14 protein-coding genes are annotated in these 22,339 nt (G+C 66.2%); 12 read left to right on the top strand and 2 right to left on the bottom strand.

Annotated elements, in window-relative coordinates:
• Positions 1-85 precede the first annotated feature (85 nt).
• The 12 genes from IPM80_06920 (at position 86) to IPM80_06865 (ending at position 19,963) form a co-directional block, all read left to right on the top strand.
• Positions 86-568: a pilus assembly protein PilP gene (locus IPM80_06920; protein MBK8958156.1), complete on the top strand. Its 483-nt coding sequence runs from the start codon at positions 86-88 to the stop codon at positions 566-568.
• 107 nt (positions 569-675) lie between these two features.
• On the top strand, positions 676-2,832 hold the full coding sequence (locus tag IPM80_06915) for a type IV pilus secretin PilQ (protein MBK8958155.1): 2,157 nt from the start codon (positions 676-678) through the stop codon (positions 2,830-2,832).
• Positions 2,833-2,945: 113 nt separating this feature from the next.
• Positions 2,946-3,458: a shikimate kinase AroK gene (gene aroK, locus IPM80_06910; GenBank protein MBK8958154.1), complete on the top strand. Its 513-nt coding sequence runs from the start codon at positions 2,946-2,948 to the stop codon at positions 3,456-3,458.
• Complete coding sequence (aroB, locus tag IPM80_06905) at positions 3,455-4,540, top strand: 3-dehydroquinate synthase (GenBank protein MBK8958153.1); 1,086 nt, start codon at positions 3,455-3,457, stop codon at positions 4,538-4,540. Before aroK ends, aroB begins: the two co-directional genes overlap by 4 nt.
• Before the next feature lie 67 nt (positions 4,541-4,607).
• Positions 4,608-5,735 carry a deoxyguanosinetriphosphate triphosphohydrolase gene (locus tag IPM80_06900; protein ID MBK8958152.1) on the top strand — a complete coding sequence of 376 codons (1,128 nt, stop codon included), beginning with the start codon at positions 4,608-4,610 and terminating at the stop codon, positions 5,733-5,735.
• Between the two features lie 20 nt (positions 5,736-5,755).
• A complete protein-coding gene (locus IPM80_06895) occupies positions 5,756-7,399 on the top strand; it encodes an SPOR domain-containing protein (GenBank protein MBK8958151.1) in 1,644 nt (547 codons plus the stop codon).
• Positions 7,400-7,549: 150 nt separating this feature from the next.
• Positions 7,550-12,160 (top strand): glutamate synthase large subunit, encoded by a 4,611-nt coding sequence (gene gltB, locus IPM80_06890; protein MBK8958150.1) that lies wholly within the window; start codon positions 7,550-7,552, stop codon positions 12,158-12,160.
• Positions 12,153-13,601: a glutamate synthase subunit beta gene (locus IPM80_06885; GenBank protein MBK8958149.1), complete on the top strand. Its 1,449-nt coding sequence runs from the start codon at positions 12,153-12,155 to the stop codon at positions 13,599-13,601. Before gltB ends, IPM80_06885 begins: the two co-directional genes overlap by 8 nt.
• A 4-nt stretch (positions 13,602-13,605) precedes the next feature.
• A complete protein-coding gene (locus IPM80_06880) occupies positions 13,606-14,661 on the top strand; it encodes a uroporphyrinogen decarboxylase (GenBank protein ID MBK8958148.1) in 1,056 nt (351 codons plus the stop codon).
• A gap of 202 nt (positions 14,662-14,863) precedes the next feature.
• Complete coding sequence (locus IPM80_06875) at positions 14,864-16,159, top strand: DUF560 domain-containing protein (GenBank protein ID MBK8958147.1); 1,296 nt, start codon at positions 14,864-14,866, stop codon at positions 16,157-16,159.
• Between the two features lie 12 nt (positions 16,160-16,171).
• Positions 16,172-17,755, top strand: coding sequence for a FecR domain-containing protein (locus IPM80_06870; protein MBK8958146.1), 1,584 nt, complete (start codon positions 16,172-16,174; stop codon positions 17,753-17,755).
• A 24-nt stretch (positions 17,756-17,779) separates the two neighbouring features.
• Positions 17,780-19,963: a hypothetical protein gene (locus IPM80_06865; protein ID MBK8958145.1), complete on the top strand. Its 2,184-nt coding sequence runs from the start codon at positions 17,780-17,782 to the stop codon at positions 19,961-19,963.
• On the opposite strand, the gene lnt is transcribed toward IPM80_06865, so the two are convergent.
• Together lnt and IPM80_06855 are read right to left on the bottom strand one after the other, a co-directional pair.
• Positions 19,908-21,431: an apolipoprotein N-acyltransferase gene (gene lnt / locus IPM80_06860; protein ID MBK8958144.1), complete on the bottom strand. Its 1,524-nt coding sequence runs from the start codon at positions 21,429-21,431 to the stop codon at positions 19,908-19,910. The genes IPM80_06865 and lnt overlap by 56 nt on opposite strands.
• A 25-nt stretch (positions 21,432-21,456) precedes the next feature.
• Positions 21,457-22,329, bottom strand: coding sequence for a CBS domain-containing protein (locus IPM80_06855; GenBank protein MBK8958143.1), 873 nt, complete (start codon positions 22,327-22,329; stop codon positions 21,457-21,459).
• Between the last annotated feature and the right edge of the window lie 10 nt (positions 22,330-22,339).

Raw genomic sequence — 22,339 nt, 5'->3', positions numbered from 1 at the left:
GAAGCCGGGGCTGAAAACTGGACCTATCCGGGTCTGCACCGCGATCGCGGTGATCGCGCTGGCGGGGGGCTGTGTGTCCAAGGACATGTCCGACCTCGAACAGTACAAGGACCAGGTGCTGGCGCGTAAAGGCGGCAACATCGAGCCGCTGCCGCCCATCAAGCCGTACGAGCACTACGTGTACCAGGCGCTCGAGCTCGGCCTGCGGGATCCCTTCAAGTCCTTCATGGAAGAGACGCCCGAGAAGGTCCAGGCCGACAAGGGCATGGATGAATCCCAGCAGAAATTCGTCGACGAGATCCAGACGCACAACCGCGAGGAACTCGAGAGCTTCGAACTGGACGCCATGCGCATGGTGGGTGTGCTGGAGCGCGCCGACGACCTGTGGGCCATCGTCAAGGATCAGTCCGGCACGGTGCATCGCGTGCAGGTCGGCAACTACCTGGGACGCAACTTCGGCAAGATCACGAATATCCAGGAAGACCGCATCGACATTCGCGAAATCATCAAGGATCCGCAAGGGCGTTGGCAGGAACGCGCCGCCTCGCTTGCGTTGTCCGAAGAATAACCCAGACAAGGGCTTGAAAGATGAGTATCAAAACCAGCCTCGACATCCTCACCAGCGGCCACCCGGCGGCGAATGCGCATGACGCCACTTCGCGCCGTGCACCGCTCATGCTGGGCCTGCTGGCATTCGCCACGCTCGTCTCGAGCGCGGTGACGGCGGCCACGCTGGACAACGTCAGCTATATCTCACTGCCGGGTGACCGCGTGCAGGTGAAAATGAAGTTGTCCGCGCCGGTTGAAGGCGCGCCACTCAGCTTTACCATCGACAACCCGGCGCGCATCGCCATCGATCTGCCGGGCACGACCTTGAACCTGAAAGAGCGCACGCAGCGCATTGGCGTGGGAAATGCCGAGAGCGTGACCGCAGTCGAAGCAGAGAATCGCGCACGCGTGGTGTTGAACCTCGGTCAGCTCGTGCCTTACGACATCGAAACCAACGGCGACACCATTTCCGTGACGCTGGAAGGCGGAGCCTCGAGCCTCGCCACCCAGTCGCCGCCGATGGCACCGACCGCGGCGAGCGTTGCCCAGGCGGCACCGGCGCCGAGCGCGGCGCCCGCCACGAGCAGCGCGCCGACCATGCCCGGCAACGGCAAGGGCAGCATCCGAGACATCGATTTCCGTCGTGGCGCCAACGGCCAAGCCCAGATCATTGTAGACCTGTCTGCTCCGGACCTCGGTGTCAACGTTTCCCAAAAGGGCGACGACGTGGTGGTGGATTTCGCCAACACCGCCCTGCCCGAGAACCTTGATCGAAAACTCGACGTGCTCGACTTTGCCACCCCGGCCAAGGAGATCGACACCTTCAGGGAAGGCAACGGTACGCGCATGGTCATCAAGCCCAATGGCCTGTACGAACACCTCGCCTACCAGTCGGACAACACGTTCACCATCGAGCTGCGTCCCTTGACCAAGGAAGAGGAAGTCGAGAACAAGAAGAAGAAATTCGGCTACACGGGCGAGCGCCTGTCGCTCAACTTCCAGAACATCGAGGTACGCGCAGTACTGCAGCTCATCGCCGACTTCACCGAGAAGAACCTGGTGGCGAGTGATACGGTCGGCGGCAACGTCACGCTGCGGCTGAAGAACGTGCCGTGGGACCAGGCGCTCGACATCATTCTCAAGTCGCGTGGTCTCGACAAGCGCGAGATCGGCAATGTCATGATGGTGGCGCCGCAGGAAGAGATTGCCAATCGCGAAAAGCTCGAGATGGAATCGAAGAAGCAGGTGCAAGAGCTGGCTCCGATTCGTACCGAGTTCATGCAGGTCAACTATGCGAAGGCCGCGGACATCGCGACGTTGCTGAAACAGAAAACCGCCGGTGCGAAAGGCAAGAACGAGAACCTGCTGTCGAGTCGCGGCAGCGTCAGCGTGGACGAGCGCACCAATACCCTGCTGGTGCAGGATACGGGCGACAAACTGACCGAGATCCGCAATCTCATCCACGCGCTCGACGTGCCGGTGCGCCAGGTGCTGATCGAGTCGCGCATCGTGATTGCCAACGAGGACTTCTCCAAGAATCTCGGTGTGCGTTTCGGTTACAGCAAGGGCGTACAGCCGGAGAGCGGCCAGAACCCGCGCAACCGCGGTGGCATGGATGCCTTCCTCGGCGGCGGCCTGGCCGGTGACGTGAAGTACTCCGAGAACACCGCCTTCCATACCGACGACCTGGAAAACTACATGGTCGACCTCGCGGCGCCCGGCGCGGCCGGCGCGGCCAAGCTCGCGGTCGGCAAGATTGGCAGCTACCTGTTGCAGCTCGAATTGAGCGCCCTGCAACAGGAAGGCAAGGGTGAAGTGATTTCGGCGCCGCGCGTCATCACCGCCAACCAGCACGAAGCGATCATCGAGTCGGGTACGGAAATCCCCTATCTCGAAGCATCGTCGAGCGGCGCCACGGCGGTGTCGTTCAAGAAGGCGGTGCTGAGCCTCAAGGTCACGCCCCAGATCACGCCGGACAACCGCCTGATCATGGATCTCGCGGTCAACAAGGACTCGGTGGGCCAGATCTTCTCGGGCATTCCGAGTATCGACACCAACGAGTTGACGACCCAGGTGCTGGTCGATGACGGCGACACCGTGGTGCTGGGCGGCATCTTCGAGTCGGAAAACCGGGACGACAAGACCAGCGTGCCGTGGTTTGGCGACCTGCCCTACCTCGGGCGCCTGTTCAAGCGCACCGGTTCGACCGCCAGCAAGCAGGAATTGCTGGTGTTCGTGACGCCGAAGATCATCAAGGAGACGCTGTCCTTGTCCAAGCCGTGACGCCGCGGCAACTGCTATGATGCGAAGCGGGAGCCTGGCTCCCGCTTTTTTTTGCCGGAGCGACGATGGTCAGGCCAATTCCCCACAAGCGGCGACGAGCCCGCTAGGCAGCCATGCCGGCTGGTTCACGCATATTCCTGGTGGGGCCCATGGGCGCCGGCAAAACCACCATCGGCAGCCAGCTGGCGCGCATTCTCAAGCTGGAATTCGTCGACTGCGATCACGAGCTCGAGCATCGCACCGGCGCCAGCGTGGCGCTGATCTTCGATATCGAGGGCGAGGCCGGCTTTCGCGAGCGCGAAACGCGGCTCATCGATGAACTCAGCCAGCGCGATGGCATCGTGCTGGCGACCGGCGGCGGCGCGGTGCTGGCGGCGGACAACCGGCGCTGGCTGCACGAACGCGGCTTCGTCGTGTACCTGAAAAGCACGGTGGACAAGCTCGTCGAGCGCACCCGTTTCGATACCAATCGCCCGCTGCTGCGCACGCCCAATCCGGAAGCGACGCTGCGGGCCATCGTCGAGAAGCGCGAGCCGCTGTACCAGGAAATCGCCCACCTCACCATCGACACCGGCAAGCTGTCGGTCAAGCAAGTGATCAAGAAAATAACGAGCAACCTGCCGTGACGACCGTATTGAACGTAGAACTGGGAGCGCGCAGCTATCCCATTCACATCGGCGCGGGCCTGCTGGACGACGGCGCGCTGTTCGCGTCCCTGGTCAAGGCCGAACAGGTCATGGTGCTGTCGAACGAGGTGGTGGCGCCGCTGTACCTCGAGCGCTTGCGCACGCATTTTGCCGGCCGCCGCTGCGAAACGCTGGTGCTGCCCGACGGCGAGGCGCACAAGACCCTCGACAGCTTCGGCCGGGTGATGGGCTTCATGCTCGAAAAACGCCTCGAACGCGGCGCCTTGCTGGTGGCCCTCGGCGGCGGCGTGATCGGCGATCTGGGTGGCTTCGCGGCGGCCTGCTACCAGCGCGGCATCGATTTCCTGCAGGTGCCGACCACCCTGCTCGCCCAGGTCGATTCCTCGGTCGGCGGCAAGACCGCCGTCAACCATCCGCTCGGCAAGAACATGATCGGCGCTTTCCACCAGCCGATCGCCGTGGTGGCCGACACCGACACCCTGGCGACCCTGCCGGCGCGCGAACTCAATGCCGGTCTCGCGGAAGTTATCAAGTACGGCCTCATCCGCGACCTGCCGTTTTTCGAGTGGCTGGAAGCCCACATCGATGCCCTGCTGGCGCGCGAGCCGGCGGCGCTCGCCGAAGCGGTGCGGCGCTCCTGTCAGAACAAGGCCGAGGTGGTGGCCGCCGACGAGCGCGAAACCGGCGAGCGCGCCACGCTCAACCTCGGCCATACCTTCGGCCATGCCATCGAAACGGCCAGTGGCTACGGCAACTGGCTGCACGGCGAAGCGGTGGGCGCCGGCATGTGCATGGCGGCCCGCCTTTCGGCCCGCGCCGGCTGGCTGACCGCAGCCGAGCTCGAACGCACCCTGGCACTGATCGGGCGCGCACAGTTGCCGACCGCGCCGCCGGCCGGCATCTCCGCCGGCCGCTTCCGCGAGCTCATGCTGCACGACAAGAAGAACGTCGGCGGACGCATTCGCCTGGTGTTGCTCAAGGGCCTCGGCAAGTCCTGTGTCACGCGTGACTACGACGACGCGCAGCTCGAAGCGGTGCTGCGCGGAGAGCCGGCGCCCTAGGCGGCGCCCCGCAATCCGACCGCGCCTGCCGCCCTTGAGCACCGATCTCGCGCCCTACGCCGTCGACATGCGCCAGTCCCGCGGGCGGCGCGTGGCCGAGTCACCGCCGGCCTGGCGCAGCGAATTTCAACGCGACCGCGATCGCGTCATCCATTCCTCGGCCTTCCGGCGCCTGGAGTACAAGACCCAGGTCTTCGTCAATCACGAAGGCGACATGTTTCGCACGCGCCTGACCCACTCGCTGGAAGTCGCGCAGGTCGCCCGCACCATCGCCCGCGCGCTGGGCGTGAACGAGGATCTCACCGAGGCCATCGCGCTTGCCCACGATCTCGGTCACACGCCTTTCGGCCATGCCGGGCAGGCCGCCCTCAACCACTGCATGCAGCCCTACGGCGGCTTCGAACACAATCTGCATTCGCTGCGCGTGGTCGACGAGCTCGAGCAACGCTATGCCGCCTTCGAGGGCTTGAACCTCCTGTTCGAGACCCGCGAGGGCATCCTCAAGCATTGCAGCGTGTTGCGCGCGGCCGCGCTCGGCGAGCTGGGCGCGCGCTTCCTCCTGCGCCGGCAGCCGTCGCTGGAAGCACAAATCGCCAATGTCGCGGACGAAATTGCCTATAATCATCACGATATCGATGACGGCCTGCGTTCCGGCATCCTGGCGCTGGAGACGGTTTGCGAGCACGACGGGTTTCGCGAGGCCGTGGCGGTGAGCCGCGCCAACGCGCCGGGCCTCGGCGGCAAACGCCTCACCTACACCGCGATCCGGCACATGCTCGGGGCCTTCGTCGCCGACCTCATCGACGCGACCCGTGAGCGGCTGGCGCGGCACGCGCCCCGCAGCGTCGAGGACGTGCGCGCGCACCCGCAAGCGATGGTCGATTTTTCACCGGACATGCGCGAAGCCCATCTGCGTCTGAAGCGCCTGCTCTACCGGCGGCTTTACTACGACCCGTCGGTGCAACGTATCGCGGAACAGGCCAAGACGCTGGTGGCGGAGCTGTTCGAGGCCTTCATGCGCGACCCGGGCCTGCTGCCGGCCGGCACCATGCCCGCCGGGGCTGACGAAGCGCTGCGGGCGCGCGTGGTGAGTGATTACATTGCCGGCATGACCGACCGTTATGCCCAGGCGGAACACGGCCGGGTATTTGGCGGCGCACCGGCCGCAAGCGCCCCGCCTTGGCCCAAGACGTGAGCGAATTCATTAAATAGTGCATGACCGTGATGGATGACAGCCCGGCCGGCGCGACGAAGCAGCCGCCTTATCTCACGACGCCCGCCATTCGCCAGCGTCTGGACCTGTTGAGCCACCTGCTGGAATTCGGCCATCAGATGGTCGTGGTGCAGGGCGAGCTCGGCAGCGGCCGCAGCCGCCTGCTCGGCGCGATTGCAGACCAGGCGCGGGCAAACTGGCGGGTGATCCCCGCCACGGGCGCGGCCATGCGCACGGCCCCCGCCATGCTGGCGGCACTCAGCGAAGCGCTGGAACTCGGCGAGCTCGATGCCGGGGTCGAAGACCTGCGCGCGCGCCTTGCCGAAATCGAACTGGGCGGACAGCTGTGCATCCTGGCCCTGGACGACGCCGAGCATCTCGACGATGCCGCGCGCTCGATGCTGTTTTCGCTTGCCTACAGCGACCATCAGCGCGGCGATCTCAGGGTGGTGATGAGCGGCGACGCCGACAGCGATTTCGGCGAACGCATGCAGGCCGCGGCGCCCGAGGGCGCGGTCATCCACCTCGTCGACCTGCCGCCGCTGGAGCCGGAAGAACTGAAGACCCTGGCGCTGAGCGCGCTGCCCGCCGTCGGTGGCGAACTGCAGCTCGATGCCGACCTTGAGCTCGACGAGGGCCTGGACCTCGAACAACTCGCGGCGGCGGCCGGCGGCAACCCCGGTCGCATGCTGGCCAGCCTCCGGAACGGCGGCCACAAGCCCATCCACCCCGGGCAACGCGCCGCGGCCGCGGCGCGCGCCATGGGTGGGGCATTGCGCGATTTCAACGTGCGCAAGTACACCGCGGCGTTGGCAGCCGCCGCCTTCGTGGTGGTGGCAGTGGCCATCGGCATGCTGCTGTCCTCCCGCCATGCCGAGAACACCAAGCCCGGCACCGTGGAAATCTCCCTGCCGGCGCCGAGTGCCGAGGCCCAGCCGCCGGCCAACGACGCGCCGCTGCCGCCCGAACCGGCCGTCGCCGAGACCAGCGCGGCACCGACGCCCATCGAGCCGGTCGCCGAAACGCCGGCAGCCGAGCCCACACCACCGACCCCGGCCGAATCGCAGGCGAGCGCCACGCCGCCGGCGCTGACCGGCGAGGGCGCGACGGTCGCGCCGCCCGCTGCAGCCGAGGCCACGTCGACCGCCGCCGTCGAGCCTGCGCCGGCCACGGCGGCAAGCACCGAACCGCCAGCTCCCGCGCCGGTCGAGTCCGCGCCCGCGCCCGCGCCCGCGCCCAAAGCCAAGACCGAAAGTGAAAAACACGCCAGGAGCGTGGCGAGCAAAGGTACCTCGTCGGCCCCCACCACGGCCAAACACACCAACAGGCCGGCGCCCGCCAAGGCCGGCACCGAGGAGCCGAAATCCTTCTATTCATCCGCGTGGGTCAAACGCCAGAAGCCGCAGAGCTTCGTCGTGCAGTTGTTCGGCAGTCGCGAACGCGCCGCGACCACGCGCTTCATTCGCGATCACGGCATCGGCGAAAAGGCCACGGTGGTCAAGGTCACGCTCAAGGGCGCGCCCTGGTACGTGGTCGTCACCGGTCTTTACACCTCGCGTAAGGCCGCCACCTCGGCGATTAACGCGATGCCCGCACCGCTACTCAAAGGCAAGCCCTGGCCGCGCGCGGTAGCGACCCTGAAGTAAGCACGACACGATCTTTTTCAGTGCAGGCGGCTCGCGATCGTGCATCGCGATTCGGGTGACACTTTGTGCACCTGCGGCATATAATCACCGTCCTTTTGCGCGCGTGATCGCGTCATTTTCACAGCTCGTAGCCCGGAGGCACTCGTAGGGATGAATTCTGCTCGCACTCGATTTCCGCGGACCGGCGGCCCGACGGACGGACTGTACGACGCGTCCCAAGAGCACGACTCCTGTGGCGTGGGTTTTGTCGTCGACATGAAGGGTCGCAAGTCCCATGCGATCATTCGCCAGGCCCTGACCATCCTTGCCAACCTCGAGCACCGCGGTGCCACGGGCAGCGAAGAAAACACCGGTGACGGCGCCGGCATCCTGATCCAGATGCCCGACGCGTTCCTGCGTCCAACCTGCGCGGCGCTGGGTTTCGAACTGCCGGCCTATGGCCATTACGGCGCGGGCCTGGTGTTCCTGCCGCGCGACGCCAAGGACGCCGAGTTCTGCATGGCGCAGTTCAAGCGCGTCATCGAAGCCGAAGGACAAACCCTGCTCGGCTGGCGCGATGTGCCCAGCGACGACTCCATGATCGGCCCGACCGCGCAGTCCGGCGAGCCGAGCTTTCGCCAGATCTTCATCGGCCGCGGCGCCAATGTCGCCAGCGAAGAAGCCTTCGAACGCAAGCTTTACGTCATTCGCAAGCTGGTCGAGCACTCGGTGTGGGACAGCGGCATCGAACAGAAGGCGTTGTTCTACGTACCGAGCCTTTCGCATCGCACTTTCATCTACAAAGGCATGCTGAACGCCGACCAGGTCGACAAGGTGTTCCCGGACCTGTGCGACGAACGCATGGACAGCGCGCTGGCGCTGGTGCACCAGCGTTTCTCGACCAACACCTTCCCGTCGTGGCCGCTGGCGCACCCGTTCCGTTTCATTGCCCACAACGGCGAAATCAATACCCTGCGCGGCAACATCAACTGGATGCGCGCGCGCGAGGCGCTGTGCGAATCGAGCCTGTTCGGCGAGGATTTGAAGAAGCTCTTCCCGATCGTGCTGGAAGGCAATTCCGATTCGGCGAGCTTCGACCAGGTGCTGGAATTCCTGCACATGGCCGGCCGCCCGCTGCCGCTCGCCATTCTCATGATGATCCCCGAGGCCTGGAGCGGCCACGAGGACATGGATGCCAAGCGCAAGGCCTTTTACGAATATCACGGCAGCTTCATGGAGCCGTGGGACGGCCCGGCCTCCATCGCGTTTACCGACGGCACCGTGATCGGCGCCGTGCTCGACCGTAACGGCCTGCGCCCGTCGCGTTACTACGTGACCAAGGACGGCATGGTGATCATGGCTTCCGAGGTCGGCGTGCTGGACATTCCGCCGGAGAACATCGCCATCAAGGAACGCCTGCATCCGGGGCGCATTTTCCTGGTGGACACCAAGGCTGGCCGCATTGTCGACGATGCCGAACTCAAGCAGCAGTACATCGACATGTTCCCTTACGGTGAATGGCTGGCGCGCAACCAGGTGTCGATCGATGACCTGCCGGAACCGACCAACGTACACGTGCCGGATCACGCGACCGTGCTGCAGCGTCAGCAGGCGTTTGGTTACACGCACGAAGATCTGCGCCTGTTGATGCAGCCGATGGCGGCGAGCGGCGCGGAAGCGATGGGCTCGATGGGCACCGACGCGGCGCTGGCCGTGCTGTCGGACCGCTCACGCTTGCTCTACGACTATTTCAAGCAGCTGTTCGCGCAGGTCACCAACCCGCCGCTGGACGGCATCCGCGAAGAGCTGGTGACCCAGCTGTCGACGCCCATCGGTCCGGAAAGCAACCTGCTGGCGCCGAGCGAGTCGAGTTGCCGCCAGATCAAGCTCAATGCGCCGGTGGTCGACAACCACGACCTGGAAAAGCTGCGCAGCATCAGCGCGCTCGGTTTCCGTTCCAAAACCATCGCCACCACCTACCCGGTGGCCGCGGGCGCGGCGGGCCTGGAAAAGGCCCTGGTCGCGGTGTGTGCCGCCGCCGATGCGGCGGTCGATGAAGGCTATGCCTTCATCATCCTGTCCGATCGCGGCGTCGACAAGGACCACGCCGCCATTCCCGCGGCGCTCGCCACCGCCGGCGTGCACCATCACCTGGTGCGCAACGGTCGCCGTATCAAGGTCGGTCTCGTCATCGAGTCCGGCGAGCCGCGCGAAGTGCATCATTTCGCGGTGCTGCTCGGCTATGGCGCTGGCGCCATCAACCCGTACCTGGCGTTTGAAACGCTGGACGACATGCTGCGTCAGCGCATCCTCGTCACCAGTCCCAAGAACCGCTACGAAGGCGAGACCGATCACGATACGGCGGTGCGCATGTATCTGAAGGCCGTCAACAAAGGCTTGCTCAAGGTCATGTCCAAGATGGGCATTTCGACCGTGCAGTCCTATCGTGGCGCGCAGATCTTCGAAGCGGTCGGTCTCGACAAGGCCTTCGTCGACAAGTACTTCACCTGGACGGCGTCGCGCATCGGCGGCGTCGGTCTCGATGTCATCGAACGCGAAGTGGCGCTGCGCCACCACGAGGCCTATCCCGAGCGCGTGGTGAAGAAGCCGGACCTCGCCTGGGGCGGTGAATACCAGTGGCGTCGCGACGGCGAGTACCACCTGTTCAACCCGGACACCGTGTACAAGCTGCAGCACTCGACCCGCTCCGGCCAGTACGAGATCTTCAAGCAGTACACCCACGCGGTCGACGACCAGAGCGAGCACCGCGCAACCTTGCGCGGCCTGTTCCGTTTCAAGAAGGCCGCCAAGCCCGTGCCGCTGGCCGAAGTCGAATCGATCGACAGCATCATGAAGCGCTTCTCGACCGGCGCGATGTCCTACGGCTCGATCAGCGCCGAGGCGCACGAGACGCTGGCCATCGCCATGAACCGCATCGGCGGGCGCTCGAATACCGGTGAAGGTGGCGAGGATCCGGACCGTTTCACGCCCGATGCCAACGGCGATCTGCGGCGCAGCGCCATCAAGCAGGTGGCGTCCGGCCGTTTCGGCGTGACCAGCGAGTACCTGGTCAATGCCGACGATCTGCAGATCAAGATGGCGCAGGGCGCGAAGCCCGGCGAAGGCGGCCAGCTGCCCGGCAACAAGGTCTATCCGTGGATTGCCAAGACCCGTCATTCGACGCCCGGCGTGGGCTTGATCTCGCCGCCGCCGCATCACGACATCTACTCGATCGAGGATCTGGCGCAGCTCATCCACGATTTGAAGAATTCGAACCCGGTGGCGCGCGTGCACGTCAAGCTGGTCGCCGAAGTCGGCGTCGGCACCGTCGCGGCCGGCGTCGCCAAGGCCCATTCCGACGTGGTGCTGATCTCGGGCTACGACGGTGGCACCGGCGCCTCGCCGGTCACTTCCTTGAAGCACGCCGGCGTGCCGTGGGAGCTCGGCCTGGCCGAAACCCAGCAGGTGCTGGTCGCCAACCAGCTGCGCGATCGCATCGTGGTGCAGGTCGACGGCCAGTTGAAGACCGGTCGCGACTGCATCGTGGCCGCCATGCTCGGCGCCGAGGAATACGGTTTCGCCACCGCGCCGCTGGTGGTGATGGGCTGCGTGATGATGCGCGTGTGCCATCTCAACACCTGCCCGGTCGGCATCGCGACACAAGACAAGCGCCTGCGCGCCAAATTCAGCGGCAAGCCGGAATTCGTCGAGAACTTCTTCCGCTACATCGCCGAGGAAATGCGCGAATACATGGCCGAGCTCGGGGTGCGCAGCATCGATGAACTCATTGGCCGCGTCGACCTGCTCGATGTCGAGCCGGCGGTCGATCACTGGAAGGCCCAGGGCCTCGACCTGTCACAGATCCTCTACCAGCCGGTGGCGGCGCCGGGCGTCGCCATTCGCCAGGTGCGCGAACAGGATCACGGCCTCGACAAGTCCCTCGATCGCACCACCATCGTACCGCTGTGCCAGCCGGCGCTGGAGCATGGCAAGTCGGTGGAAGCCATCGTGCCGATCCGCAACGTCAATCGCACCGTCGGCACCATCCTCGGCTACGAGATCACGCGCCGCTACGGCGGCGCCGGTCTGCCGGACGACACCATCAAGCTGCACTTCAACGGTTCGGCCGGCCAAAGCTTCGGAGCCTTCGTGCCGCGCGGCGTCTCCATGACCCTCGAAGGCGATGCCAACGACTATGTCGGCAAGGGCCTGTCGGGCGCGCGCATCGTGGTCTACCCGCCGCGTCACTCGACCTTCGTGCCAGAGGCCAACATCCTCATCGGCAACGTCGCGCTGTATGGCGCCACCAAGGGCGAAGCCTACTTCCGCGGCATCGCGGGCGAGCGCTTCGCGGTGCGCAACAGCGGCGCAGACACCGTCGTCGAAGGCGTGGGCGATCACGGCTGCGAATACATGACCGGCGGACACGTCGTCATCATCGGCGCCACCGGTCGCAACTTCGCCGCCGGCATGTCGGGCGGTGAAGCGTATATCTACGATCCGGATGGCGTGTTCCCCGCTCGTTGCAACAAGGAGATGGTGGACCTGGACAAGCTCGAGAGCGAAGCGGACGAGGATCTCGTGCGTCGCCTGCTGACCAACCACGTGCAGTACACCCACAGCACGGTGGCGCAAACCATCCTCGACCACTGGACTGCCAACAAACCGAAGTTCGTCAAAGTCATGCCCAAGGACTACAAACGTATCCTCGCCGCCATCGAGACCGCACGCCGCACCGGAATTCCGGAAGACCAGGCGATCATGGATGCCGCCCATGGCTAAGCCGACGGGTTTTCTCGAGGAGAAGCGCGCCAAGCAGCCGTACCGGCCGGTGGCCGAGCGCCTGCGCGATTTTCGCCAGGTCATGGCGCCCTATGCCGCCGAGCCGCTCAACAAGCAGGCCGCGCGCTGCATGGACTGCGGCATTCCGTTCTGCCACCAGGGCTGCCCGCTGGGCAACCTGATCCCGGACTGGAACGATCTCGTCTACCGCGACCGCTGGGACGAGGCCATCGAGCGTCTGCACGCCACCAACAACTTCCCGGAATTCACCGGCACGCTGTGCCCGGCGCCGTGCGAAGGTTCTTGCGTGCTGGGCGTCAACGACGACCCGGTCACCATCAAGGCGGTGGAACTGGCCATCATCGATCGCGCTTTCGACGAAGGACGGGTTTTGCCGCAGCCGCCCGCCAAGGAAACCGGCAAGTCGGTGGCGGTGGTCGGTTCCGGTCCGGCCGGCCTCGCCGCCGCGCAACAGCTGCGTCGCGCCGGCCACAAGGTCACGGTCTTCGAGCGTGCTGATCGCATCGGTGGCCTGCTGCGCTATGGCATTCCCGAATTCAAGATGGAAAAGCGCGTGCTCGACCGTCGTCTCGAGCAGATGCGCGCCGAGGGCGTCGAGTTTCGCGCCAGCACCAATGTCGGTGTCGACGTGACCGTAGCGCAGTTAAAAAAGGATTTCAGCGCCGTGCTGCTGACCGGCGGCGCCACCATCGCGCGTGACCTGCCGGTGCCGGGCCGCGACCTCGCGGGCATTCACCAGGCGATGGAATTCCTGACCCTGCAAAATCGCCGCTGCGAAGGCGATGAGATTGCCGACGCCGACTTCATCTCGGCCGCGGGCAAGCACGTCGTCATCATCGGCGGCGGCGATACCGGCGCCGACTGCATCGGCACCTCGCATCGCCAGGGCGCGAAATCGGTGACCAGTCTCGAGATCCTGCCCAAGCCGCCAGCCAGCCGCGCGGCCGACAATCCGTGGCCGGAATGGCCGCGCATCTATCGCGTGGCGTCGGCGCACGAGGAAGGCGGCGACCGCCTGTACGCGGTCTCCACCAAGCGCTTCATCGACAATGGCAACGGCCAGGTCAAGGCGCTGGAGCTGGTGAACGTCGAAATGAAGAACGTCGACGGTCGCATGCAAATCGTCGAAGTGCCGGGCTCGAATCACGAACTCGAGGCAGACCTGGTGTTCCTGGCCATGGGCTTCGTCGGCGCCGAACGCGCCGACCTGCTCGACAAGCTCGGCGTCGCCATCACCGAGCGCGGCAACGTGCAGCGCGACGCGCGCTGGATGACCTCGGTCGACGGCGTGTTCGCGGCCGGTGACATTCAACGCGGCCAGTCGCTGATCGTATGGGCAATCGCCGAAGGCCGCGCCGCCGCCGCGTCCATCGACAAGCACCTCATGGGTAGCACCGACCTGCCGGCGCCGCTCGCTTGAGCCGATGAGCGCGACGCTCGCCAATGACCGGCTGTTGCGCGTGTTGCGTGGCGAGCCGGTCGATTGCACGCCGGTGTGGGTCATGCGCCAGGCCGGGCGCTACCTGCCCGAGTACCGCGCGACGCGCGCCAAGGCCGGTGACTTCCTGACCCTGTGCAAGACCCCGGCGCTGGCCTGCGAAGTCACGCTGCAGCCCTTGCGCCGCTATGCGCTCGATGCCGCCATCCTGTTTTCCGACATTCTGACCATTCCCGACGCCATGGGCCTGGGCTTGAGCCTCGAAGAGGGCCTCGGGCCGCGCTTCGCGCGCCCGCTGCGCAGCCGCGCCGACATCGAACGGCTGGCGGTGCCCGACCCGGGCGCTGAACTGCGCTACGTGACCGACGCCGTCAGCCTGATCAAACGCGAACTCAAGGGCAGCGTGCCCCTGATCGGCTTCGCCGGCAGTCCCTGGACGCTGGCGACCTACATGGTGGAAGGCCAGAGCAGCCGCGAATTCACCCGCATCAAGGGCCTCGTCTACAACGAGCCTGCCGCAGCGCACGCATTGCTCGACAAGCTTGCGCGCGCCACCAGCGCCTACCTGCGCGCGCAGATCGAGGCCGGCGTCGATCTCGTCATGCTGTTCGATACCTGGGGCGGTGCGCTGTCGCACCGCGCCTACCACGAATTTTCCCTGGCCTACATGCGCGCCATCCTGGCCGATCTGCCGGCCGGCGTACCGACCGTGGTGTTCACCAAGGGCGGCGGGCCGTGGCTGGAATCGATCGCCGCCAGCGGCTGCTCGGCGATCGGCCTCGACTGGACGGTCGACATCGGCGAGGTGCGCCGGCGGCTCGGCGACGATATCACGCTGCAGGGCAATCTCGACCCGGCCGTGATGTTGACCAATCCCGACGTGGTGGCCAGTGAAGCGCGGCGCATCATCGATTCGATGGGCGCCGGCGGCCGTCACATCTTCAACCTCGGCCACGGCATCACGCCCGAGGTGCCGCCCGAGCACGTCAGCGTGCTGGTCGACACCGTGCACGAGCACAGCCGTCGCTATCACTGTGCCTGATTCACCCCAGGAGCGCGCCGCGATCGCGCCCTGCCGCACAGAACCGCGCCGCCCGTCCTGCTAATCTTCGGGCCCAGGCTCGAAGCGCAAGCCGTGTATGGCAGCCAGGCTGTTCTTCGATATAAATGAACGAATTGCTTAACTATACTTCAGCCAGTTTCGAGATCATGAATGGGGGATGCCCGTGACGACCCATGAGCGCATGAACGTGTTTCTTGTGCTGCTCGCCTTGAGCGCTCCGGCGGCGGCCGACGAGGTCACCGACCAGGCCCGCGAATTGCTGAACAGCCACCAGGCCGGCAGCGCTTACTCGCTGCTCGCGCCGCTCAGCGACGAGCGTGCCGGCGACCCGGACTTCGATTACCTGCTCGGCATTGCCGCGCTCGACAGCGGCCAGCCGGGCCAGGCGGTATTCGCGCTGGAACGCGTTCTGGCGGTGCGCCCCGAAGACGCGCTGGCCCGCGCCGAAATCGCCCGCGCCTACTTCGCGCTGTCGGAATTCGAAACTTCGAAACAGGAATTCGAAAACGTCAAAACCAGCGGCGAAGTGCCGCCCAATGCGCGCGCCACCATGGACCAGTACCTGTCGCTGATCGATCGCGCCCAGCGCGGCGAGCAACGTGTCAGCGGCTACATCGGCTTCAGCACCGGCTACGACAGCAACGTCAATTCCGGCACCGACGAATCCAGCATCGCCATCCCGGTGCTCGGCAACCTGCCGTTCCAGCTGGTCGACAAGGCCACCTCGCAGGACAACCCCTTCGCCGCGGTCTCGGCCGGCGTCAATGGCCTGAAGCCCATCGACAAGAACTGGGCCGTGATCGGCGGCGCGCGCGGCTATTACCGCGCCACCGAGACGCCATTCTCGACCGCCGATACCTATCTCTATGCCGGCGTGCGCGGCAGCTTCGGCAAGCATGAAGTGGTGTTGGCCGGCCAGGGCGAGGATTTCATCATCGATGCCGACAGCCTGCGCTTCGTCTATGGCGGCTACGCGCAGTGGAACTACGCAGTCGATAACAAGAGCCGGTTGAGCCTGTCGTTCCAGGGTAACAAGATTGATTATCCCGATCTCACCCATCGCAACGCCACGCGCTACGTGACGTCCGCCAGCTACCTGCGCGCCATGCCGGGCAAACTCGAGCCGGTCATTTATGCCGGCGTGTATGGCGGCGTCGAGCAGGAGAATCACGGCACGCGTCCGCAGTTTGGCCACGACCTCTACGGCGGTCGACTCGGCGGCAGCATCGAACTGATGCCGAAAGTGCGCGGCTTTGCCAGCGTGTCCATGGAGCAACGTGATTATCACGGTCCGGACCCGGTATTCCTGCGCACCCGCGACGACACCCAGTACATCGTGTCGAGCGGCGTGGAGTACAAATTCTGCGAGAACTGGATGCTGCGGCCGAACATCACCTACACCGCCAACAACTCCAATATCCCGATCAACGATTACGACCGCGTTGTGGTCGGCATCGACGTCACGATGCAGTTCTGAGGAGCAGCCCACGTGAATACAGCTGACATATTCAAGCCCCGGCCGCTGGCCTTCGCGGTGGCGGTCGCGGTTGGCAGCCTGCCCGCGACGGGTTTCGCCGCCGCCGGCCGCGTGCAATTCGCCTTCGGCCAGGTATCGGTGCAGGGCGCGAGCGGCGCCAGCAGCCCCGCGAGCAAGGGGCTCGAGGTCAACGCCGGCGACACCATCATCACCGAGCAGGGCCGCGTGCAGTTGAAGTTCGCCGACGGCAGCCTGGTGTCGCTGCAGCCACGCTCGACGTTCAAGATTGACGACTACAACTACGCCGGCAACGACGACGGCAGTGAACGCAGCTTCTTCAGCCTGTTCCGTGGCGGCCTGCGCACCATCACCGGCGTCATCGGCCACCGCAACCACGGCAACTACCGCGTCAACACCCCGGTCGCGACCATCGGCATCCGCGGCACCGAGTACCTCATCATGCTCGATGGCACGGGCGCGGTGGTGACGGTCGGCGACGGCGCGATTGCCGTCATCAACGACGCCGGCGAAGTGACGCTGGTCAACGGCCAGAGCGGAGTCATCGTCGACAAGAGCACGCTGGTCAAGGTCACCGACGAGAAGCCGGTGCTGCCACCCAACCAGCCGAACAAGGATCTGCGCGACGATCCGGGCGCGGCGCAGCCACAGCAGGACGACGACGATTTCATCGTCGACGTGACCGAAGACAACGGCGATACCGACGACACCCTCAACAAGCTCATCGTCGGCGGTGTGCCGGTGGAGCCGCCGGAGCCACCGGAGCCGCCACCACCACCACCGCCGCCGCCCCCCCCACCGCCGCCGCCCCCGCCGCCGACCAAGCTCGAAAGCGGTGACGGCTTCTCGGTCGCGGCCACGTTCTTCAGCAGCAATGCCGAAGGCCCGGTCAACACCCTGGCCGGCGCCAACAACGCGACATTCAGCGAAGGGCAACTGAGCGGCTTTTCAAACAGCAACGCCGAAGGCATCACGGCTGCCGATCACGGCGCCTTGAGCCTGGTCGAGGCGGGTTCCGACCAGTTCATCGGCTGGGGACGCTGGTCCAATGCGTCGGGCAGCGCGGAAACGTTCACCGTCACGCAGACCGGCATCAGCGGCAGCTCGGAAACTTACTCCCAACAGCACCAGAGCCTGCACTACGTCACCGGCAAGCCCACCGACATGGTCGCACTGGCCGAACTCGGCGATACCGAGGCGCGCTACTCGATGCTGTCGAACACCTCGCCGACCACGCGTAACGGCGTGGTCGGCCAGTTGACCGATGCCACGCTGCTGCTCGACATCAGCAATGCCCAGGTGTCGGGTTCGGCCGGCGTCAACGTCAACTCCGACACTTACGATCTCAACTTTGGCGGCCTGCCGGTCGGCCAGCACGGCTTCTCGGGCAGTGCCGGCGTCGGCTCCGGCAGCGGCGGCTGCGGCAGCTTCGGGTGCAACGGCTTCGTGTCCGGCCTCATCGCCGGGCCGCAGGCCGAACGCGCCGGATTCGTCTATCACATCCAGGGCAACGACGATGTGTTCGGCGCGGTGACCTTCATCAAGGATGCCAACGGTCCGCTGCCGCCCAGCCTGTGAGCAGCGCGTAGCGCCGCGTACCGCGTGATCAGCGACGAGGTCCGCGCCGCGGCGGCCGCCGCCTATCGCGCCGGTCGCGCGGCGGACGCCCTGGCCCTGCTCGAGCCGCATTGCCGGCAGGCGGGCGAGGGCGGCGACTGGCTGACCCTCGGCCGACTGAAACAGCATCTCGGTGACCTCGAGGGCGCGCTTGCGGCGCTCGAGGTCGCGGCCCAAAGCCCCGCCACGCAGGTCGTCGCGCGACGCCTCGCCGCCCAATGGTTGCTGGCCGTTCATGAGGTCGAGGCCGCACGCGTCCAGCTCGAGCGCGGTCTCGCGGCCGCGCCCGACGATGCCGAACTATGGGGCACGCTGGCCGCCGTCCAGGACATGGCGGGCCGCGCCGACGCCGCGCTCGCAAGCTACGCGCATGCCCTGCGCCTTGCACCCGACGCCGCCGATTGCCGACTGAACCGCGCCGCGCTGCTGCGCGGCCTCGGCCACTTCGAACGCGCACTCCCCGATTACGCGTGGCTGGTCGCGCATCACCCGCGCGAGATCGTGTATTGGACGGAGCATGCCGAATGCCTGCGCCAATGCCGGCGCATTGCCGAATGCATCGCAAGCTGCGAGCAGGCGCTCGCGCTCGACGCGAACTCGGTCGCCGCGCACATGTGCAAAGCGGTGGCGCTGGCCAGCGTCGGTGAAGTGGAAAGCGCCCAGCAGTGTTTCGACCGGGCCTTTGCCGACGATGCGGCGCGCGCGGCGCGCTATGGCCATGCCGGCGCGCCGTTGCCGGCCGTGCCCGATGCGCGCTCGGTGTATTTCGCCGCCGCGTTCAGCCGTCTCACCGAAGCCGACTGGCGAGGCTATGGCGACCTGCTGTCGGCGGCGCTCGATTTCTTTGCCACGCCGAGTCGCGCGCCCAGCGATTTGTCGGGCGCCTTTCCGTTGCTCTACCTACCCTTGCCGAACGCGCTGCGCAGCGCCGGTCACATCGCGATTTCGAATGCCATCGATTGCGAGCCGCTGCGGCCGGCGGCGCGGCGCGACGATGACGGGCGGCGTCTGCGCGTCGCCTACCTGTCGTGCAAGTTCAAGGATCATCCCGGCATGGTGCTCACCGGCGGCCTGTTCCGCGCCCACGACCGCGGCCGCTTCGAGGTCTACGGCTACGCTATCAACCGCGACGATGACAGCCCGCAGCGGCGCTACGTACGCAACGAGTTCGATCATTTCATCGACCTGTCGGCCCTCGACGACGCGGCGGCCGCGCGCCGCATTCGCGCGGATGACATCGACATCCTGGTCGACTTGAACGGCTACAGCGACGAAGCGCGACCGCGCATCATGGCGGCGCGGCCGGCGCGCCTGCAGTTCGCCTACCTCGGCCACAGCCACAGCCTGTTCGCGTCGTGGCTCGACTACCGCGTGAGCGATCGCGTGTCGGAGCCCGACGACTGGGGTTATCCCTTGCGCGAAGCGCGCGCCTTCATGCCGCCGAGTTTCTATCCCTATGACACCGCCCGCCATGCACCGGGCGCCACGCCGTCGCGAGCCGCGCTCGGCTTGCCGGACAACGCCTTCGTGCTGTGCGGCTTCACGCGCGTGGAAAAAATCGAACCGCGCCTGTTCGAGCGCTGGCTGGATTTGCTGCAAGCCCTGCCGGATGCAGTGTTGTGGCTGGGGCCGGCGCCAAGCGCCGCGATGGCGGCACTGCGCACGCGCGCCGTACAACGGGGCTTGGCGGCAGAGCGCCTGGTATCCGTCGAGCGCGTGGCCCATGACGCGCATCTCGCCCGCCATCGCGCCGCCGACCTGTTCCTGGATACCTGGACCTTCAACGCCCACACCACCGGCCTCGATGCCTTGCAGGCCGGGCTGCCGATGGTGAGCCTGAAGGGTACGGGCTGGAGCGCGCGCTACGGCGCGTCCCTCTTGAGCGCGGTCGGCCTCGAGGAGCTGATCACGACCACGCCGGAAGATTATTGCGCGCTGGTGATGGCACTGCATCGCGACAGACCGCGTCTGCGCGCGCTACGCGACGCGCTCGACAAACGCCTGCGCGAACACAACCCCTTCGCCCCGGCGCGCATGGCACGACACCTCGGCGCCCTCTACGACGCAGCCTGGGCGCGTTACCTCGGCGGCGAAGCGCCGGCCGATCTCGACATCAACGGCACGCCGCGCGACGGCGACCGTCCAGCGTCACGGCCAGTACGATCGTGACCAGCACCGCGAATAGCGGCCAGTCGCCGAGCCGTACGTAAGGCGTGGCGCCACCGCGCGCGGCGAAGCTGCCGGTCAGCGCGGTCGGCTGGAATTGCGGCGCGCGCGCCGTGACCCGGCCACGCTCGTCGATGATGGCGGTGATGCCGGTATTGGTGGCGCGCAGCAGGTAGCGGCCTGCCTCCAGCGCGCGCATGCGTGCGATCTGCAGATGCTGATGGGGCGCGATGGTGTCTCCGAACCAGGCGTCATTGCTGACATTGACCAGGAAGCCTGCCTGCGGCAAGGCGCGCCGCACCTCGCGCGCGTAGACATCCTCGTAGCAGATCGACACGCCGACCGCGTGGCCGGCGGCATGCAGCGTGGCCTGGCGGATATCGCCCTCGCTGAAATCCGACATCGGAATGCTGAGCAGGCGCGAAAGGTTTTCCAGCGCCGCCTTGAACGGAAAGAACTCGCCGAAAGGCACGAGATGGCGCTTGTCGTAACGGCCCGGCTCACTGCCCAAGGCCACCACGCTGTTGTAGTAGCGACCACCGCTCCATGGCTCGCCGGTCGGCATGCCGACCAGCAAGGTGGTGCGCGCCGCGCGCGCGGTGTGCGCGAGGCTCGTGATCATCTCCGGCACTTCGTCGGCGAAGGCCGGTATCGCCGTCTCGGGCCAGATCACGACGTCGGACTGCCAATGGGGCGCCGACAGTTCGTTGTAGAGCTTGAACGCATGCTCGCGCTGCGACAGCTCCCATTTCATCTGCTGCGGGATGGCGCCCTGCACCAGCGCGACGCTGAGACCGGCCTCGGTCTCGTGACTGGTCGGCACGCCGCGCAAAGTCGCGGCCGCCGCGAACATGGCCAGCAGCGCCGCGCCGCAGGCGAGACGCGCGCGCAGCGAGCCGCCAAAGCACTGCGTGATGAAGCCGGCGGCCATCACCACCGCCACCGAGCACAGGTGTTCGCCACCCCAGGGCGCGAGCGCGGACAGCGGCGCGTCGAGCTGGCTGTAGCCGAGCGACAGCCACGGGAAGCCGGTGAAGATCCAACCGCGCAGCCATTCGCCGCAGACCCACAGGGCGGGCGCCAGCAGCACATGACGCAGCCCTTCAGCGCCCACCGGCAGGCGTCGCAATAGCGCGGCGAACAGCGCCGGATAGAGCGACAGGAAAGCGACCAGCAGGGCGGTCATGGTTACCGAGAAGCTGTAGTAGGGCAGACCGAACTGGTGGACGCTGACCTGTATCCACCATACGCCGTGGCCGAACATGCCGAAGCCGAAACACCAGCCGAGACGAAAGGCCTGGCGCGGCGTGCGCCCCGCGAGCAACAGGTTGAGCGCTGTCATGGCGAGCATGGCCACGGGCCACAGGTCGTAGGGCGCAAAAGCGAACGGCACGACGAGGCCGGCCGCCAGCGCCAGCACGAGGTCGCGCCGCGCGACGCCGCGCTCTGGAGGGGAAGGCGCGTTCGCCATCGAGATCAGCGCGGGCTTGCCGACATCAACCGTCGCCGTCGGTGGCCGAAGGCAGCGCCTGGTCGCCGCGGATCACGCGCAGCAAGCGGATGCGGCGGCGGTCGGCGCGCAGCACCTTGAACTCGAAGCCCTGGAATCGAAGCTCTTCGCCACGCCGCGGCAGGTGACCGAGCTCGTGGATGACGAGACCGCCGACGGTGTCATAATCATCGGTCTCGAAGACCACGCCGAAACGATCGTTGAATTCCTCGATGGGCGTGCGCGCCTTGACGGTATAGCGCTCGTCGCGATGACGGCGGATGTTGTCTTCTTCGGCGAGATCATGCTCGTCGTCGATTTCGCCGACGATCTGCTCGATGACGTCCTCGATGGTGACCAGCCCGGAGATGCCGCCGTACTCGTCGACCACCACCGCCAGGTGATTGCGCCGCTCGCGGAATTCGCGCAGCAGGATGTTGAGGCGCTTGCTCTCCGGCACGAAGGCCACCGGCCGCATGATGTCGCGGATGTCGAAGGCGAGACCCGGCTCGGCCAGCAGCGGCAAGAGGTCCTTGGCCAACAGGATGCCGAGCACGTTCTCGCGCTTGTCGTCGAACACCGGAAAGCGCGAATGGCCCGACTCGATCACTTCCGAGAGGAATTCGCGCGGCACCGCGTGTTCTTCAATGAAGACGATGTCCGAACGCGGCACCATGATGTCACGCACCTGGATCTCCGACACCAGCAGCGCGCCTTCCATCATTGCCACGGTATCGGGATCAATGATGTGCTGCTCCTCGGCGTCGCGGATGGTATCGACCAGGCGCTGACGGCCATTGGGATCGGGGCGGAAACGGCGCAACCAGTCCTGCCACAGGCCGTGGAGGGTGGTGCGCAGGCTGGCGTGAAGGTCGTTCATCGAGGGTCCG

The organism is Pseudomonadota bacterium, assembly GCA_016719885.1.
Taxonomy (GTDB): Bacteria; Pseudomonadota; Gammaproteobacteria.
Note: the sequence above shows the minus strand (reverse complement) of the source record. Positions and strands in the feature narration are given on the sequence as shown.

Bases quoted from the DNA above. Each gene is read 5' to 3' on its own strand.
- IPM80_06920 (MBK8958156.1), top strand. From the start codon at position 86: ATGTCCGACCTCGAACAGTACAAGGACCAGGTGCTGGCGCGTAAAGGC.
- IPM80_06915 (MBK8958155.1), top strand. From the start codon at position 676: ATGCTGGGCCTGCTGGCATTCGCCACGCTCGTCTCGAGCGCGGTGACG.
- aroK (MBK8958154.1), top strand. From the start codon at position 2,946: ATGCCGGCTGGTTCACGCATATTCCTGGTGGGGCCCATGGGCGCCGGC.
- IPM80_06900 (MBK8958152.1), top strand. From the start codon at position 4,608: ATGCGCCAGTCCCGCGGGCGGCGCGTGGCCGAGTCACCGCCGGCCTGG.
- IPM80_06895 (MBK8958151.1), top strand. From the start codon at position 5,756: ATGACCGTGATGGATGACAGCCCGGCCGGCGCGACGAAGCAGCCGCCT.
- gltB (MBK8958150.1), top strand. From the start codon at position 7,550: ATGAATTCTGCTCGCACTCGATTTCCGCGGACCGGCGGCCCGACGGAC.
- IPM80_06885 (MBK8958149.1), top strand. From the start codon at position 12,153: ATGGCTAAGCCGACGGGTTTTCTCGAGGAGAAGCGCGCCAAGCAGCCG.
- IPM80_06880 (MBK8958148.1), top strand. From the start codon at position 13,606: ATGAGCGCGACGCTCGCCAATGACCGGCTGTTGCGCGTGTTGCGTGGC.
- IPM80_06875 (MBK8958147.1), top strand. From the start codon at position 14,864: ATGAACGTGTTTCTTGTGCTGCTCGCCTTGAGCGCTCCGGCGGCGGCC.
- lnt (MBK8958144.1), bottom strand. From the start codon at position 21,431: ATGGCGAACGCGCCTTCCCCTCCAGAGCGCGGCGTCGCGCGGCGCGAC.
- IPM80_06855 (MBK8958143.1), bottom strand. From the start codon at position 22,329: ATGAACGACCTTCACGCCAGCCTGCGCACCACCCTCCACGGCCTGTGG.